7 protein-coding genes are annotated in these 15,140 nt (G+C 75.9%); 5 read left to right on the top strand and 2 right to left on the bottom strand.

Going from position 1 to position 15,140, the window contains the following annotated elements:
- Window positions 1-110: 110 nt before the first annotated feature.
- The gene (locus HHL19_RS17840; RefSeq protein WP_169090724.1) at window positions 111-1,814 is read left to right on the top strand and encodes a hypothetical protein; all 1,704 of its coding nucleotides are present in this window, start codon (window positions 111-113) and stop codon (window positions 1,812-1,814) included.
- Between the two features lies 1 nt (window position 1,815).
- Here the strand turns inward: HHL19_RS17840 and HHL19_RS38120 are convergent, their stop codons facing one another.
- Entirely contained in the window at window positions 1,816-4,170 is a 2,355-nt protein-coding gene (locus HHL19_RS38120; protein WP_169090721.1) for an NB-ARC domain-containing protein, read from the bottom strand.
- A 279-nt stretch (window positions 4,171-4,449) separates the two neighbouring features.
- On the opposite strand from HHL19_RS38120, the gene HHL19_RS17830 reads away from it, so the two are divergent.
- Window positions 4,450-6,123 carry a translation initiation factor 2 gene (locus tag HHL19_RS17830; RefSeq protein WP_169091164.1) on the top strand — a complete coding sequence of 558 codons (1,674 nt, stop codon included), beginning with the start codon at window positions 4,450-4,452 and terminating at the stop codon, window positions 6,121-6,123.
- Here the strand turns inward: HHL19_RS17830 and HHL19_RS17825 are convergent.
- Window positions 6,111-8,228, bottom strand: coding sequence for a tetratricopeptide repeat protein (locus tag HHL19_RS17825; RefSeq protein WP_169090719.1), 2,118 nt, complete (start codon window positions 8,226-8,228; stop codon window positions 6,111-6,113). The two genes, HHL19_RS17830 and HHL19_RS17825, sit on opposite strands and share 13 nt — an antisense overlap.
- A gap of 168 nt (window positions 8,229-8,396) precedes the next feature.
- Between HHL19_RS17825 and HHL19_RS17820 the strand changes: the two genes are divergently transcribed.
- The 3 genes from HHL19_RS17820 (at window position 8,397) to HHL19_RS17810 (ending at window position 14,860) form a co-directional block, all read left to right on the top strand.
- Entirely contained in the window at window positions 8,397-8,846 is a 450-nt protein-coding gene (locus tag HHL19_RS17820; protein ID WP_169090717.1) for a hypothetical protein, read from the top strand.
- A gap of 252 nt (window positions 8,847-9,098) precedes the next feature.
- Window positions 9,099-9,956 carry a DUF4132 domain-containing protein gene (locus HHL19_RS17815; protein WP_169090715.1) on the top strand — a complete coding sequence of 286 codons (858 nt, stop codon included), beginning with the start codon at window positions 9,099-9,101 and terminating at the stop codon, window positions 9,954-9,956.
- A complete protein-coding gene (locus HHL19_RS17810) occupies window positions 9,953-14,860 on the top strand; it encodes a DNA-binding protein (RefSeq protein WP_169090713.1) in 4,908 nt (1,635 codons plus the stop codon). Before HHL19_RS17815 ends, HHL19_RS17810 begins: the two co-directional genes overlap by 4 nt.
- Window positions 14,861-15,140 lie beyond the last annotated feature (280 nt).

The following is a 15,140-nucleotide window of genomic DNA, read 5'->3' as shown; positions in this document are numbered from 1 at the left end:
CCGGGAGCCGGGAGCCGGGAGCCGGGAGCCGGGAGCCGGGAGCCGGGAGCCGGGAGCCGGGAGCCGGGGGTGGGCTGGTGTGCGATCCTGCCGTCAGGCGGAGGTGCACGATGGATCCCGACGAACGCATCCTGGTCCCGGTGGGACCCGGTGCCGAGCGTTGGCGGACGTTCGCCGGTGAGCGGACGCTCGTGGTCGCGGCGAGGACGGTCACCTCGCTCGTCCGGGTACTCGACGTCGTCCCCGAGATCGTGCACGACGACCCCCGCGTCACCGTCGTCTTCGCCTACGACCCGACGTCGGCGTTCAACGACGGAGTGCTCGACCTGCTCCGCGCCGGGGGCTGCCGCACCCTCCCGTGGTCCCAGCTCGGCGAGGTCTCGCCCGACCTGCTGATCTCCGCCTCCGAGAACGTCGACGTGCCGCACGGCGACTATCCCGTCCTGGTGCTGCCGCACGGCATCGGGTTCCAGAAGTTCGTGCCCGACTCGGCCGGGACCGGTACCCGGCTCTCGGGACTGGTCCAGGACGAGCTGCTGCGGGCGCGGCGGGCATGGCTCGCGGTGTCCCATCCCGATCAGGCCGCGCAGTTGTCCGCCGCCCACCCGGGCACGGCGGGACGCACCGTGCTCGTCGGGGACCCGTGTCTCGACCGGCTGCGGGCGAGCGCGGCCTGGCGCGACCGGTACCGTGCCGCCCTCGGTCTGCTCCCGGGGCAGCGGCTGGTGCTGGTCAGTTCGACCTGGGGCGGCGAGTCGCTGATCGGCACCCGTCCAGGGCTCCCCCTCGACCTGCTGGCCGGGCTGCCCGCCGACGAGTTCCGGGTGGCGCTCGTGCTGCACCCCAACGTCTGGTCCGCACACGGCGCCTGGCAGGTCCGGGTCATGCAGCGGACCGCCCTGGAGGCCGGGCTGATCGCCGTCGATCCGACGGACGGCTGGCAGCAGGCCCTCGTCGCCTCCGACCTGGTGATCGGCGACCACGGCTCCGTGACGCTGTACGGCGCCGCGATCGGCCGTCCCGTCCTCCTCGGCGCCTTCGGATCGGAGGCCGTACCCGGGACGGCGGGGTACGCGCTCCGCTCCGCGGCCGGACGGCTGGCGGCGGAGCCGCCGCCGCGCGAGCAGCTGGAGGCGGCCCTCGCGGAGCACCGGCCGGAGCGGTTCGCCGCGGTCACCGCCGCCGCCTTCGCGGAACCCGGCCATGCCCTGCCGCACCTCCGCGCGCTCGTGTACGACCTCCTGGACCTCCCCCGCCCCAAGCCCCTCCGCCCGCGCGGCACCCGCGCCTTCCCGCTCCCGCCGCCCGGCCCGGCGCCCACCCTGTCGTTCCTGGTGCACACGGAGGTCGGGCGGGACGAGGCGGGCGGCACGGTCGTCCACGTACGCCGCTTCCCGGCCGGCGCCGCCGAGCGGACCGGCGAGGACGAGTCCTCCTTCTGGCATCTGGCCTGCGACGTCGACGAACCGGACACCCGGCTGCTGGAGAGCGCCTCGGTCGTCTGCGCACCCGGAGACAGGGCGGGCGAGGGCGTTGCGGACCTGCTGTCCGGTCTGCCGGGGGCGCGTCTCGCCGCGCTGCCCCGGGAGGGCGGCTGCCTGGTGGGGCTGCGCGACGGGCGGACCGTCCTCGTCACGCCTGCCGGGGTGAGTACCGGAATTGATGCCGGGGCGGCGGCCGCCGTCGTCTACGCGGCGCTCCGCGTCGGGCTGCCGCTGTTCGGAACGGAGTTGACGCTCCGGTTCGGGGCGCGCCGGGAGAGGGTCGTGCTCCGGGCGCCGGAGTCGTACGGCGGACCGGCGCCCTCCCCGTGAATCAGTCGGCGGTCAGCCGGGCCAGGACCAGCGCCGCGCGCGGGCTGCCGCCGTCCTCGTAGATCATGTGGGCCCTGCGCAGGCAGGCCTTGGCCTCGTCCGGGTCCTCCAGCAGGTCCGCCAGGTCCTCCTCGGCCTGCGCCTCGTAGTGGAACGCGCGGCCTTCGCGGAGGTCCGCGGCGGCCCGGCGCAGCGCGGCGACGGCGCCGGCCGTGTCGCCGAGCCGGGCCCGGGTCCTTCCGAGGTCGGCGAGTGCCCGGGCCGCCATCCGGCCGTCGTCGAGGGCGAGGAGGGCGTCACGCGCCTCCTCCAGCGTCGCCAGGGCGGTCCGGTGCTCCCCGGCGGCGCTCTGCGCGCAGCCCAGGAAGTAGCGGGCGAGGGCCTCGCCGCGGGGCTCCCCCGCCTCGGCGTTGAGGGCGAGCGACGCCCGGTAGGCGTCCACGGCACGCGCCGGATCGTGGCGGTCCCAGTAGCGCCCCCGGAACTCCTGGACCGAGGCCTGGAGGACCAGGTGCCCCGTCTCCGCGGCGCGGCGCTCCGCCGTGTCCAGGTGCGCCTCGGCCGCCGCGTCCTGGCCCAGGTCCAGGAGCGGCCTGGACAGCAGGCTGCGCAGCCGGGCCTCCGCCGCCGCGGCGCCGTCGTGCCGGGCCGCCTCGACGCCGAGTTCCAGCGACTCGCGCCAGTCGGCGAGGTGGCGGTGGTGGAGGAAGAGCACCGTGAAGGCCTCCGCCGTCTGCCAGACGGGCCGGGCGAGGTCCGTCCCGGGGGCCCCGGCGGCGGTCCCGGCACCCTCACCCGGGCCTGGACCTGTGCCCGGACCCGGACCCGGACCCGGACCCGGACCAGAATCTGTGCCCGTACCAGTACCTGCGCCCGTATCTGTGCCCGTACCCGTACCTGTGCCCGTGCCCGTACCGCTCCTCCCCGCCGCGCGGAGTACGGCGAGGATGTTGCCGCGCTCGGCCTCCAGCCAGCCGAGCGCGTCACGGGCGGGGTCCGCGGAGTCGGCGAACGGCCCGCCGTGGACGCCTCCCGAGGGCCCGGTGAACTCCGCGGTGTCGGTGATCCGGAGGCGGTCGGCGCGGACGGCGAGGTCCGCCTGGACGGTCAGCGCGCGATAGTGGCCGAGGACCCGGGCCACGACCTCCCGGGCCGTGCCGGAGGGGTCCTCGGCCCGGGACGTCTCCCGGGCGTGGAGCCGTACGAGGCTGTGCAGCGCGTACCGGCCGTCGTCCAGGACCGTGAGGAGACTGGCCCGCTCCAGCGCCTCCAGAGGCTCCCGCGCCTCCGCCGCCGACCCCAGGCCGGCCGCGACGGCCGCGACCGCGGCGTCGAAGCTGAGGCCGGGGACGTGCGCGAGGGTCCGGTACAGGTGCGCGGCGGGGGTGGGCAGGTCGCGGTAGGCGAGGTCGAGAGCGGCGGACACGGTGCGCTCCTCGTGGGGAGAGGACACGGAGATTCGGCTGAGGCGGCTCTGTTCGTCGGTCAGTTCGGTGACGAGTCCGGCGATGGTCAGGCGCCGGTGCGTCAACAGCCGCGCGCCGCACAGGCGCACGGCCATGGGCAGGCCGCCGCACAACTCGGCGAGCCGCCTCGCCGCGTCGGGTTCGCCGGCGATCCGGGCGGGACCGCACAGGGTGGCGAGGAGTTCCACGGCGCTGTCCGTGTCGAGCACGTCGAGCTGGAGCAGGGACGCCCCGTCGAGGACGAGCTCGCCGAGCAGCCAGGGGCTGGTCGCGAGGAGGGCGCTGCCGGGCCCCTGCGGCAGGAGTGCGGTGACCTGCGCGGGGTGTGTGACGTCGTCCAGGACGACCAGCATGCCGCCCCGTTCGGCGGAGAGGTCCCGGTAGAGGGCGGTCCGCTCGGCGACGCCGGCGGGCAGGTACGGATCCTGGACGCCGAGGGTGCGCAGGCAGGCGGCGAGCGCTTCCGAGACGTCACCGCCGCTGCCCGTGGCGGTCGATCGGAGCGGGGCGAAGTCGACGAAGAGCTGTCCGCCGGGGAAGCGGTCCTGGTGGGTGTGCGCCCATTGGCTGGCCGCGGCGGACTTGCCGATGCCGGGCAGTCCGCTGAAGACGCCGATCGGGCAACCCGGGGCCTCGGCGGCGTCGGCATCGGCGAGCACTTCGTCAAGTTCGGCCAGCGTGCGGTGGCGGTCGACGAACCCGCGGGGAGGCCTCGGCACTTGGTTGGGCCGCCGCCCGGCGGCGGGTGGCGCGGGCTGCGCCGAGTGGTAGTTGAAGGTGATGGGACCGTGCGCGACGCCCACTTGCGCCAGCTGTCCGTCGACGGTGCCGGGCATGTGGTTCGCGATCCCGGGCGCCACGGGACGCTCCGGTCCGCCGTGCGCGCTCATGGACCACCACCTCTCGGTTCGTCGACCAGGGGTCACCGTACTGGACCCGAGGACACGGTGGCGGGTTTCGCCCTCGGTAGCATCGGCGCCATGCCGCACCTGGCGTCCCCCGACGATCCCGCGTCCGTTCACGAATCCGCACCCCGCACGCCACCCCCTCCCGCTAGAATCGAACAATTGCACGGGCAGCGGGCAGCGGGCAGCGGGCAGCGGGCAGCGGGCAGCGGGCAGCGGGCAGCGGGCAGCGGGCAGCGGGCAGCGGGCAGCGGGCAGCGGGCCGTGCTCGTCGCCGTCCGGTCGGCGGGGGCCCTGCACCGGCTCCTCGACGTCCTCCCCGTCTTCCGCGGTGACTCCCGCGTCGTCACCCGCCTCACCCTGGTCCCCGGCTCGGACTTCGACGCCGACGCCCTCGCCGCCGTCGAACGGTCGGGCGCCCGTACGCTCCCCTGGGACGAGGCCCTGCGGACCCCGCACGACCTGGTCCTCGCCGCCAGCCCCAAGGGCGGCCTGCACCGTCTCTCCGGCCCCCGGCTCCTGCTGCCCCACGGCGCCGGCTTCAACAAGTCGGTCGACGGCGACGGCTCCCCCGGCATCCCGTCCGGTCTGGACCCCCACTTCCTGCTCGACGCCGCCGCCGAACCCTGGGCGGACCTCCACGCCCTGGCCCACGAGAGCCAGGTGGCCCGACTGGTCTCCCTCATCCCCCGGGCCGCCCGCCGCACGGCCGTCGTCGGCGATCCCACCCTCGACCGCGTCCTGGCCTCCGCCCACCACCGCGAGGAGTACCGGGACGCCCTGGGCACCGGACCCCGCCGTCTCGTCGCCGTCACCTCCACCTGGGGTCCGGAGTCGCTGCTCTCCCGGCGCCCCGGCCTCGTCGCCGAACTGACCGCGCTCCTCCCGTACGACACGCACCAGGTCGCGCTGGTACTCCACCCCAACCAGCACAGCCGGATCGGCGCCTTCGACCTCGCCCGCCACCTCGCCCCCGCGCTGGCCGCGGGTCTGGTCCTCGCGGCCCCCTACGAGGAGTGGGCGTCGCTCCTGGTCGCCGCCGACGCCGTGGTCACCGACCACGGCTCGACCGCGCTCTACGCCGCCGCGCTCGGACGGCCCGTCGTCGGCGCCTACGACGGCGGCGACGAACTGCTCCCCGACAGCCCCATGGCGCACCTGCTGGCCGCCGTCCCGAGCCTGGCCTCCGCCGACGGCCTGGAGGCGGCCCTGGAGGCCGCACGGCAGGTCGACACCCGGGCCCACGCGGCGCAGGCGTTCGCCTGCCAGGGCGAAGCGCTGCCGAGGCTCCGCCCGCACCTCTACCGCCTCCTCGGACTGCGTCCCCCGACGGACGGAAGCCCCGCCGACGACGACTCCGTCGACGCTCCGGCCTTCCCCCGCCCGACCCGGCCGTCCCACCGCCCCAAGGCCTTCGCCGTCCGGGCCGAGGTGACGGGCGAACGGATCGTCGTACGCCGCTTCCCCGCCCACGGACGACAGCCCGCGCACCACCTGGCGGCGGAGTACCCGGGCGCGGACCTGCGCCAGCTCCAGAGCGCGACGGTGCTGTGGCGCCCGCTCACGGAGCACGGCCTCCACTCACGTACGGCATGGACGGCGGAAGGCTGGACGGCGCGGGCCCTGGAGGAGTACCCCGGCTGCCGCACCGCGGCGGCGGTCCTCGGCCGGGGCCGGATCCTGGTGCGGCACCGCACCGCCGGAACGATGACCGCCCACGTGGAACCCGCCGAGGACCGCGGCCGGCTCTCGTACCCCGACCCGTCCGTCATGGCCTCCGCCGTCCACGCCTGGCTGAGCGACCGCACGAAGGAGAAGACTCCCGGCTCACCCCCGAGCCCAGCCCCGCCCTCCACACTCACCCTCGTCACCGGCCCCGTCGCCTACCGCGTCCGCCTGGAACCCCCGCGGCCCGACGACCTCCGCTACGAGGTCTGACCGTCCTCGGGGACGCCGCCGTGGGCGACCACGATGCGGCGGGCCTCGGCGCGGTGCTCCTCGGCGCCGGACGGGTCCCCGTACGCCTCCGCCACGAGTGCGAGTTCCCGCAGGACGCGGACCTCGTCGGTGCGGGATGCGCGGGCGCGGGCGGAGGCGAGGGCGGCGGTCGCCAGGGGCAGCGCCTCCTCGTGGCGGCCCGTCAGCCTCAGCGCGCGCCCCAGTTCGAATCCGGTGCGGGCGGTCATCCGTTCGCGCTCCAGCTCGACCATGCCCTCGTGCGCCTGCTCCAGGTGCGCGACGGCCTCCTCGTGGGCGCCGCGCCGCAGGGCGTTCTTCCCGAGGAGGTACGTCTGGAGCATCGCGCCGTACCGGTTCCCTATCGCGAGGTGGATGGCCCTCGACGCCTCGAAGTCCTCGGCGGCTCCGGTCAGGTCGCCGGTCTCCCCCTTGAGCAGGCCGCGGAACTCGACCGTCGACGCCTTCAGGCGCCGGTCCTCCGGGTCGTCCCCCAGGGATTCGGCCGCGGCGAGCGCCTGCCGCAGCTGCTCGGCGGCGGCGTCGAAGAGGCCCTGTTCCCAGAGGGGGCGGGCGAGCTGGCACCGCATCCGGATCATGGCCGGCAGGACCTCGGCCCGGTCGGCGGCCCGCACGCCGGTCCGGAAGGCGTCGATGACGTCCGCGTAGTGCGGGTGGTCGAGGAAGTGCGTCCAGAGCGGTTCGCACAGCGCCCAGGCGTCCTCGTCCCGCCCCAGGTCGAAGGCGAGGCGGACGCAGTCGTAGAGGGCGAGTCGCTGCGACTCCAGCCAGCGCATCGCGTCCGTCTTCCCTGCGAGGCGGACGTCGGGAACGCCCTCGCCGAGCGGTTCCGGCACCCCGCCGTACCTCATGCGGGGGCCGGCCGCGAGGAGGTCGGCGCGGGCGGCCTGGCGCCGGTACCAGGTGAGGACGGCGCGGCGCGCCTCCGCGCGCTCCTCGGGGTCCGCGGCGGCGAAGTGGCGCCTCGCGCACCGCTCGGCGTGTCCTCGCAGGAGGTCGTGCATCCGTCGTACGTCCCCGCCGCCGACGGCCAGCAGTCCCGCGGACTCCAACTCCTCGAGCGCGTCCGCCGCGTCGTCGGGCCCGCACCTCAGGAGGGCGGCGCAGGGCGCCTCCTCGATCCTGGGGCCGGGCAGCTCGGGCAGCAGCCGGTAGAGCCGTGCGGCCGACGGGGTGAGTCCCTCGTACGCGGCGTCCCAGACCGCCTCGACCATCGGGATCCCCTTCCCGTGCAGTTCGGCCGTCAGCTCGGCGACCAGCCGCGACAGGCTCCGCCTGCGGTACTTCCGCACCCACTGTCCCGCCACCTGGAGGGCGGCCGGCAGCCCTCCGCATCCTTCGGCGAGCCGGGCCACGGCGTCGGGCTCGCCCGCGAGGCGCGGGTCGTCGACCAGGTGCCGCAGGAGGCGCGCCGCGTCGTCCACGTGGAGCGGGTGGACCGGCACCTCGACGGCGGCGGTGCCGTCGAGGTCGTACAGCTCGCCCTGGCTGGTGACGATCACCAGGCTGCGGTCGGAGCCGGGCAGGAGCGGCATCACCTCGCTCCCGAACCGGGCGTTGTCGACGACCACGACGAGTCGCTTGCCGCTGGTGTGCGTCCACCACTGCTTCGTACGGCCGGCGAGGGACCGTTCCAGCCACTCCGGCGGCACGCGGAGGCCGGACAGCAACTCCCCCATGGCGTCCGCGACCTCGACGGTCCCGTCGCGTCGCAGGTCGTCGAGGTCGACGTAGAGCACTCCGTCGGGGTACCGGTCGGCGAGGCCGCGCGCCACATGGAATCCGAGAGCGGTCTTGCCCACGCCACCGATGCCGGTGAGCGCGACGACGAGCGGACCGGCGCCGGTCGCGTGGTCCTCGACCGCGAGACCGATGCGCTCCTGCTCCGTCCTTCTGTTCACGAACTGACGCATCGCGGGGGGAAGTTGGAAGGGCGCCGGCGCGGCCGCCCCGGCCCGCGCCTCCGCACCGTACAGATGCTGGTGCTGGTGCAGCTCGCCGATGTGACGTGCCTGCACGACGACCTCGGCAGTGCCGTCAAAGTCATTACGCGTCTCCTCCGCCATGCCGCAACAGTAGGCCCCGGCACACCACATGACGGCCCGACGGCAGAATCCGGAGGGCACCCGCGCCGCCCCTCCGTGCTTGCCGGCTCATTGGCGCGGAATCCACTCCGCGTACCCACTCATCCGCTCTAAGCTGGAGCGACGCACCGAACGAGGGGGAGATCCGGCGTGGACCCGATCACAGCAGCGGCGCTCGCGGCCCTGGCGGGCAGCATCGGCTCCGAAGCCGGCCGGAACGCCTGGCTGGGGCTGACCGCGCTCGTCCGGCGCCCCTTCCGCCGCAGCGCGGCGCTGGAGGAGGCCCAGGCGGACGGAGCGCTCGCCGTCAGCTCCGGCGAGGTCGAGGCCGCCGCCCTGGAGGGCGCGCCCGACGACCCGGTCCACGCCCAGGCCCTCGCCACCGCCCTCCACGTACGAGCCGCCCTGGACGCCGAGTTCCGCGCACTCCTCGACGACTGGTGGCGCCAGGCCAGGACCGAGACGGGCGGCAACGTCCAGAACAACATCAGCGGCACCGTCAACGGCACCGCCGTCCAGGGCCGCGACCACTCGAACTTCACCTTCCACATGACCCGCACCACCACTCCGGCCGACCAGGACGTGACCGGCCGCTCCTGAGGGGCTCCTGACCGGCCCCTGTTCACCTGCCGCTGCTGAGCGCCGGACTCCGAGCGGTCAGCTACCACTGCTTCCCCCCACCCCACCGCCCCACCCCGCCGGACCACCCCTCACCGAGGTCCCCGGGGAGGGCGGTTCGAGGCGTTGTCAGTGGGGCCGCATAGTGTCGTTCTCATACCGCAGTTCAGGGGCGCCTTCGCCTCTGGTTCCGGCTGCGTGGACGAGTGACGTACGGGTGGAGGGGCGCGGCTGATGGCGTGGGTGGACGCGGGTGAGGGGTACGAGGTGGCCCTCGGGGAGGGCGGGCGGGTGGTGGCTCGCCGGGCCGGGGGGCGGGAGTTGAAGACCGTTCCCAAGGCGTTGCGGGACGATCCGGGGGTGGACCGGCTGCGGCGGCTGTCCGAGTGGCTGGACCGGCACGCGGAGGCGTGTGTGGCGCAGGTGGACGGGTGGATGGTGTCGTCGCTGCCGGTGCCGACGGCGCTGATCGCCCGGGTGTGGCCGGACGAGGCGTGGCGGTCCGCGCTGCGGGACATGGCCGTGGTGGGGGACGATCCGGACGAGGTCGGCTTTCTGCGGGACGTGTCGGAGGACGGCGGGCTGAAGGTCGTCGACCTCGACGGGGAGACGGTGCGGCTGACGCCGCGCACGGTGACCGTGCCGCATCCGGTGCTGCTGCCCGATCTGGAGGACGTCCGGGAGTTCGCGGCCGAGCTGGGCATCACGCAGCGCGTGGAGCAGATCCACCGCGCCACCTGGACGCGTACGGAGGCGCACGCGGCGAGCGCGACGGAGGTGCGGGAGTACGCGGGCGGGAAGTTCGCGTCCCGGTTCGGGCTCGCCGCGCGGGCCACCGGGCTTGGGTATCGGGTGTCCGGTGGGTACGCGACCTGCAAGGTGCGCGACGGGGGGCGGACGACGGAGGCGTCGGTGTGGATCGGCGAGCCGTACTGGGACGGGGAGTCGGAGACCGGCGCGCTCGGCTGGCACGACGAGGACGGCCGCGCGGTGCGGCTCGACGGGGTCGGACCGGTCGCCTGGTCCGAGGGGATGCGCATGGCCGCCGCGCTGTACGCCGGCCGCACGATCGATGAGGGTGGGAAGGCATGACGGGCACGACCGTGACGAACGGCAGGGAGCTGTTGAACGCGGGGGCCGTGCTCCCGGTCGGCACGGAGGGGGCCGGACCGTCCGCCGTCGACGTGACGGCTCGGGCGTACCGCCATCCGGTGCTCGGGGAGGAGCGGGTCGTGGTGCGGCTGACGGCCGCCGAGCTCGGTGCGGCCGAGGATCTGGCCGCGGGCTTCCTCGGGCTCGAGCCCGCCGGTGAGCCGGTGGTGGTGGGTCTGGGCCGGCGTCAGGAGCTCGGGTTCCCCGAGTGGGTGCTCGTGCACCACCCGGAGGACGGGCACCACGCGCTGGCCGTCGTGCCGGAGCTGGACCGGCTGGCGCGGCAGGCGAAGTCCAAGCCGAAGGCGGCGCTCGACGCCTGCCTGGAGCTGGCGGGGCGGCTCGCCTCGTCCGTGCCGCACTTCCTGCCGGTGTTCTACGAGCAGGCGGCGCGGATCTTCCTCGCGGTGGAGAACACCACCTACGCGGGGCAGCTGTTCGGCCGTGCCCGTACGGCGGAGGCACAGCACGGGCTGCCGGTCGACGAGGACCGGCTCGACGCGGTGTTCCTGGAGTTCGCGCTGGCCGGCGCGCTGCCGGTGAAGGTGCTGTCGGGGTACGGCAAGGAGCTGTCGGCGCGGCTCGCGCCGGAGGAGGCGTACGAGCGTTTCCGCCGGCTGTGCGTGCGCCGTACGGCGGGTGGGCTCGCGCCGTCCGCGCAGGCCACGACGGAGCTGCGGCGCCTCGCCCGGGCGGCGGGCCTGGCGGGCGGGGAGGCGGAGCAGGACTTCGTCGCCGAGCTGCTGCCCCTGCCGGCGACCCTGCGGGCGGCGGCGGGCTGGTGGAAGTCGCACCGGGCCACGCTGGTGGCGCTGGCGCGGCGCGTGCCGGCGGTCCGGGGCACGCTGCTCACGCTGACGCCTTCGTCGGACGACGGGGAGCTGAGCGAGCTGTGGCTGGACATCCTCGCGGAGTCCGGCGCCGACGCGGGGCTCGTCGACGCCGGGCTGCCCGCGGAGGAGCGGTGTGCCGACGGCGCCGCCGGGTGGCTGGAGCGCTACCACGGCGCCCGGCACCGCGGCTGGGGCCGGCGGCTCACGCCGACGGCGCTGCTCGATCTGGTGGAGCGGGCGACGGAGCGGCTGCGCGCCGAGCTGGCGGCCCGTCCCGAGGGGCGCCGCGCGCTGCGGATCGGGGTGGAGGACGTCAACCTCCTCGACCTGCTGCTGGCCCTCGACGTGCCGGTGGCCGCGCCGGACCAGGAGGGCCGCCGGCAGAACGCCGCGCTTGACCTGATGGACTGGCACCAGTCGGAGCGGCCCAGGGACCTGGCCGCGCTGGCCGCGGACTCTCGTTTCCACCGGGCTTTCGACCGGGGTGCGGACGGCTTCCGCGGCGGCGGGCACGACGCGGACGTGATGCGCCGCCTCGCCGCGTCGGCCGGCGGGCGCGTCCTGCTGGCCCGCTGGACCGCCGAGGTCGCCCGGAAGTCGGTGGCGGCCGGGCTGCCGGCCCTGCCGAACGCCCTGTCCACGCTGTCGTGGCTGCCTTCGGAGGCCCTGGCGCTCGCGCCGGACGAGGTGGCGGCGGCTGCAGGCGCCGATCTCGGCGAGACGCTGGCGCGGAGCCTGCGCGGCGGTGTGTGGGAGGAGTTCCACTGGCCGGAGTGGGAGCGCGCGGTCGCGGAGCTGGCGTCGGATCCGGCGCAGCTGACGGTGGCCGAGGCCTGGCCCCACCTGATCGTGTCGAACGCCTCCGAGGTCCGGGTCATCGGCGCCGACTCCACCCTCCTCACCCATGACCTGCGCATCCCGTCCTCCGTGGCGTCCCACGTGCGCAACCGCGGCTTCCACTACGTGGACGGCGCCCTGTTCGTCTTCTGGAGTGGATTCAGCGGCGGCCCGGCGCAGGGGTACTGGCACACGGCGCCGGACCGGCTGATCACCCTCGACGACAACGTCAACCCGTGGTCGCTGCGCTCCTCCGAGGTCAGCCTGGAGCTGCCCGGCGGCGGCCGCACCACCGGCCGCGGCGTGCTGCACGCCGGGGACACCCGGCTGCCGGCGGAGGCCGCGGTGATCTCCGACGGCACCTCGTACTGGGTCTTCGAGAACCGCAACGGCGGGGACGAGAGCGGCTGGGTCGAGTACGACCCCGCCGAGGGCGCCTACGGGCGGCGCTCCCAGCCCGGCTTCCTCGCCGACGCGCTGCGCGGGCACGCCCCGGACGCCAGGCTCGGAGCGTTCTCCTCCTGGCTGCGGCCCGCGCCGACCGTCGAGGGCTCCGCCGTCGGCGCGCCCGTCGACGGGCTGCTCGGCTGGCGCGTGGTGCGCCTGCCGGGGAACGGCTGGCGTGCGGAGGACACCGCCGGGCGCGAGGTGGTGCTCCCCGAGGGGGCCACCACGCCGGTCGCGGCGCTGCTCTTCCCCGGCGACGACCGTCCGCGCGCGCTCGGCCGCGAGTGGCGGAACCTCTCGCTGACGGACCCGGACGGCATCGTGACGGCCACGGCCGAGAGCGGCCGCACCGAGTTGTTCCAGACGGCGGCGTCGGTGCTGCCGCCGCTGCCCTTCCTGTACGCGCTCCGCCCCCGCGACCCGCAGGGGTCGGTCGCCCTGCGCGCCGCCGACGCGGAGACGGCGGGCACCCTCCTGAAGGCCGCCCTCGACGCGGAGACCGTCCAGGAGGTGGCGGCCCTCGTGACCGACGCGTTCCCCGGGGTCAGCGCACCCGAGCTCGTCGCCGGCGTGGTGAAGACGGTGCTCTTCGCCACCCGGCAGCAGCGGGCGCTCGACGCGGTCGCCGCCCGCCTCCACCCGACGGCCGAGCCCGTCGTGGAGCGGGTCGCGGGCCCGTCCGACCGGGTCCTCGCCCAGGCGCTCAACGGCGTGGTGGGCTCCGGCTACCACCGGTGGGGCTCCGAGTCGGACGTCACCCACCGGTACCTGGAGGAGCTGGCGGCGGTGCGCGCCGACACGGAGGCGGAGGCCGTCCCCGGCCGGCTCCACTTCGACCTGCCGTCGCTCCCCTGGTCCGGGCTGCCGTTCACCCAGCTCCTCGACCGGCCGGCGGCGATCGCCTACCGGGCCGTCGCGCCCGGCGCGGACGAGGAGCACCGGGCCACCCTGCTCGGTCTGCTCGCCACGGCCGACGCCCTCGGCGTCCTGTCGGCGGCCGGATCCGCCGACCGCTGGCGGCGCGTCCTGCTCCACCTGGCCGAACCGCACCTGGCGAACGCGCACGGGCAGAGCCGGAACCACGCGCACCGCAGCGTGGTCCCGCTCGGCGGCGGGGCCGCCCTCGGGTTCACCGAGCACAGCGACGGCGTCGCGGACGGCCGGGAGTTCGGCGCCCTGCTCCACGACCCGAGCGGACGGTTCGAGGTGCCCGGGCCGTACACGGGGCGCGGCAGCGGGCCGGTCGGCGACCCGGTGCGCGGGGCGGGCTGGGCGGCCGCGTTCCTGAAGGAGGCGGAGGCGCGCGGCGCGGCTCCGTTCCTGCCGGCGGCGGCCGAGGAGTTCGGCCGGCTCACCGGGGCGTCCCGGGCGCTCTCCGGGCTCGTCCTGGCCGGCATGCCCGGGATCGACAGCCACGAGAACAACTTCCTGCCCCTGGAACTGCGCACGACCCTGGGCCTGAAGGTCGCCGAGGCCGGGCACGCCCGGGACGAGCTGCGGGGCCTGCCGGTCGAGGTGCGCCAGGAGGTCGTGGCGGCGCTGCTGCCCGAGGACCCGGCCCTGCTGTGGACCGAGGGCCCGGACGTGGCGGCCGCGGCCGAGGTGTGGAACGCGCGGGTCGGTCGCCGGGTGCCGGTGCCCGACTGGCTGACGACCGAGGCGGCGCGGGCGGTGCGGACCGGCTGGCCGGTGCCCCGGGCGCTCCCCGCGCTCCTCGACCCGGCGGGCTCCCCCGAGCTCGGCACGGACGTCGCGTGGCGGATCGAGAAGGACCGGCCGGAGCCGGCGGCGCCCGCCGAGGCGCCGTTCACCGGAGCCGTGCTGACCGGTGCCGTGGGCCTGCTGACGTGGCTGGCCTACCGGCTCCCGGCGGGTGATCCGCTGCGGGCGGCGCTGCCGGGCGCGCTGACGGCCGTACGGGAGCGGCTCGCGGCGCCGGAACTGCTCCTCGCCGTCGGGCACTACACCAGCCTGGCGGAGTTCCGGAGGGTGGCGGGCACTCCGACGGAGACCGCGCCGGACCACGAGCGGTACGGGGCGGTGCTGATGGCCACGCACGACGGGCAGCCGCTGCCCGCGCTGCGGCCCGCGCTGCTCGACTCCACCGGATCCGACCCGTATCTGGTGGCGCTGCGCGGGGAGGACCAGCAGCCCACGTGGGTCGAGGCGGCGCTGCGGCGCTGCCACGACCCGGCGTTCGCACGGCTCCTCGCCGATCCGGGCGCGCCCGCGGCGGGCACGGCGGACGCGGACGGCACGTGGTCGCCGCAGGACCCGACGCGTTCGGTGCCCGGCCTCGTGGCGGAGGTCGCGGAGGCGTACGGCCTGGGGGCCGACGCGGCGGCGCTGTATCTGATGCTGCTGGCCCTGCCCGACCCGACCGACCGGAACACGGCGCGGTGGACCGGGTGGAAGCCGGCGCGGCTGAAGGCGGCGCGGGCCGAACTCGCCGCCACCGACCTGGTGGTGTCGGCGGTACGGGCCCGCGCGGGCCGCTCGCTGTTCCTGCCGGGCGCGTGGGTGGACCAGTCGGCGCCGGTGCTGCCCGTCGAGCAGTGGAAGCTGGCGCTGCTCGGCCTGCCGGCGGGCGGCCGGCCCGTCCTCGGCCCGCTGGTGCCGGCCGAACCGGTCGCCGAGCTGTACGCCCGGGCGTGGCGGCGGATCGTCGACGGCGACCTGCCGCGCTTCGAGGAGCTGAAGGTGAAGCGCACGCGTCGACGACGCTGACCCGACGCGGGTGGGCCCGGAACCGCCTCCCCTCTCGGGGGGGGAGGGGGCGGTTCCGGGTCCGTGCGGGCGGGGCGTTCCTGGAAGGGTCCACCCGGCAGGCCCCTCCAGGCCGGATCCGCCTTCACCAGCGCCTCCCCTCCCCTCCCCTCCCCTCCCAACCGGGTCCGGCTTGCCCGGCCCTCCCGGCCAGGACCGCCCCGACGCGTCCCCTTGGCGGGGCCCGTCGTCGGGGTCCGGCCCCGCTCCGTACACCGTTCGTCCGTCCCTCTCCCCAGCG

It is taken from the genome of Streptomyces sp. R302, from assembly GCF_012927245.1.
Lineage (GTDB): Bacteria > Actinomycetota > Actinomycetes > Streptomycetales > Streptomycetaceae > Streptomyces.
The sequence above is the reverse complement of the archived record's forward strand: the minus strand, read 5'-3'. Positions and strand labels throughout refer to the sequence as shown.

Excerpts from the sequence above, each read along its gene's own strand:
- HHL19_RS17840 (WP_169090724.1), top strand. The coding sequence starts at position 111 with ATGGATCCCGACGAACGCATCCTGGTCCCGGTGGGACCCGGTGCCGAG.
- HHL19_RS38120 (WP_169090721.1), bottom strand. The coding sequence starts at position 4,170 with ATGAGCGCGCACGGCGGACCGGAGCGTCCCGTGGCGCCCGGGATCGCG.
- HHL19_RS17825 (WP_169090719.1), bottom strand. The coding sequence starts at position 8,228 with ATGGCGGAGGAGACGCGTAATGACTTTGACGGCACTGCCGAGGTCGTC.
- HHL19_RS17815 (WP_169090715.1), top strand. The coding sequence starts at position 9,099 with ATGGCGTGGGTGGACGCGGGTGAGGGGTACGAGGTGGCCCTCGGGGAG.
- HHL19_RS17810 (WP_169090713.1), top strand. The coding sequence starts at position 9,953 with ATGACGGGCACGACCGTGACGAACGGCAGGGAGCTGTTGAACGCGGGG.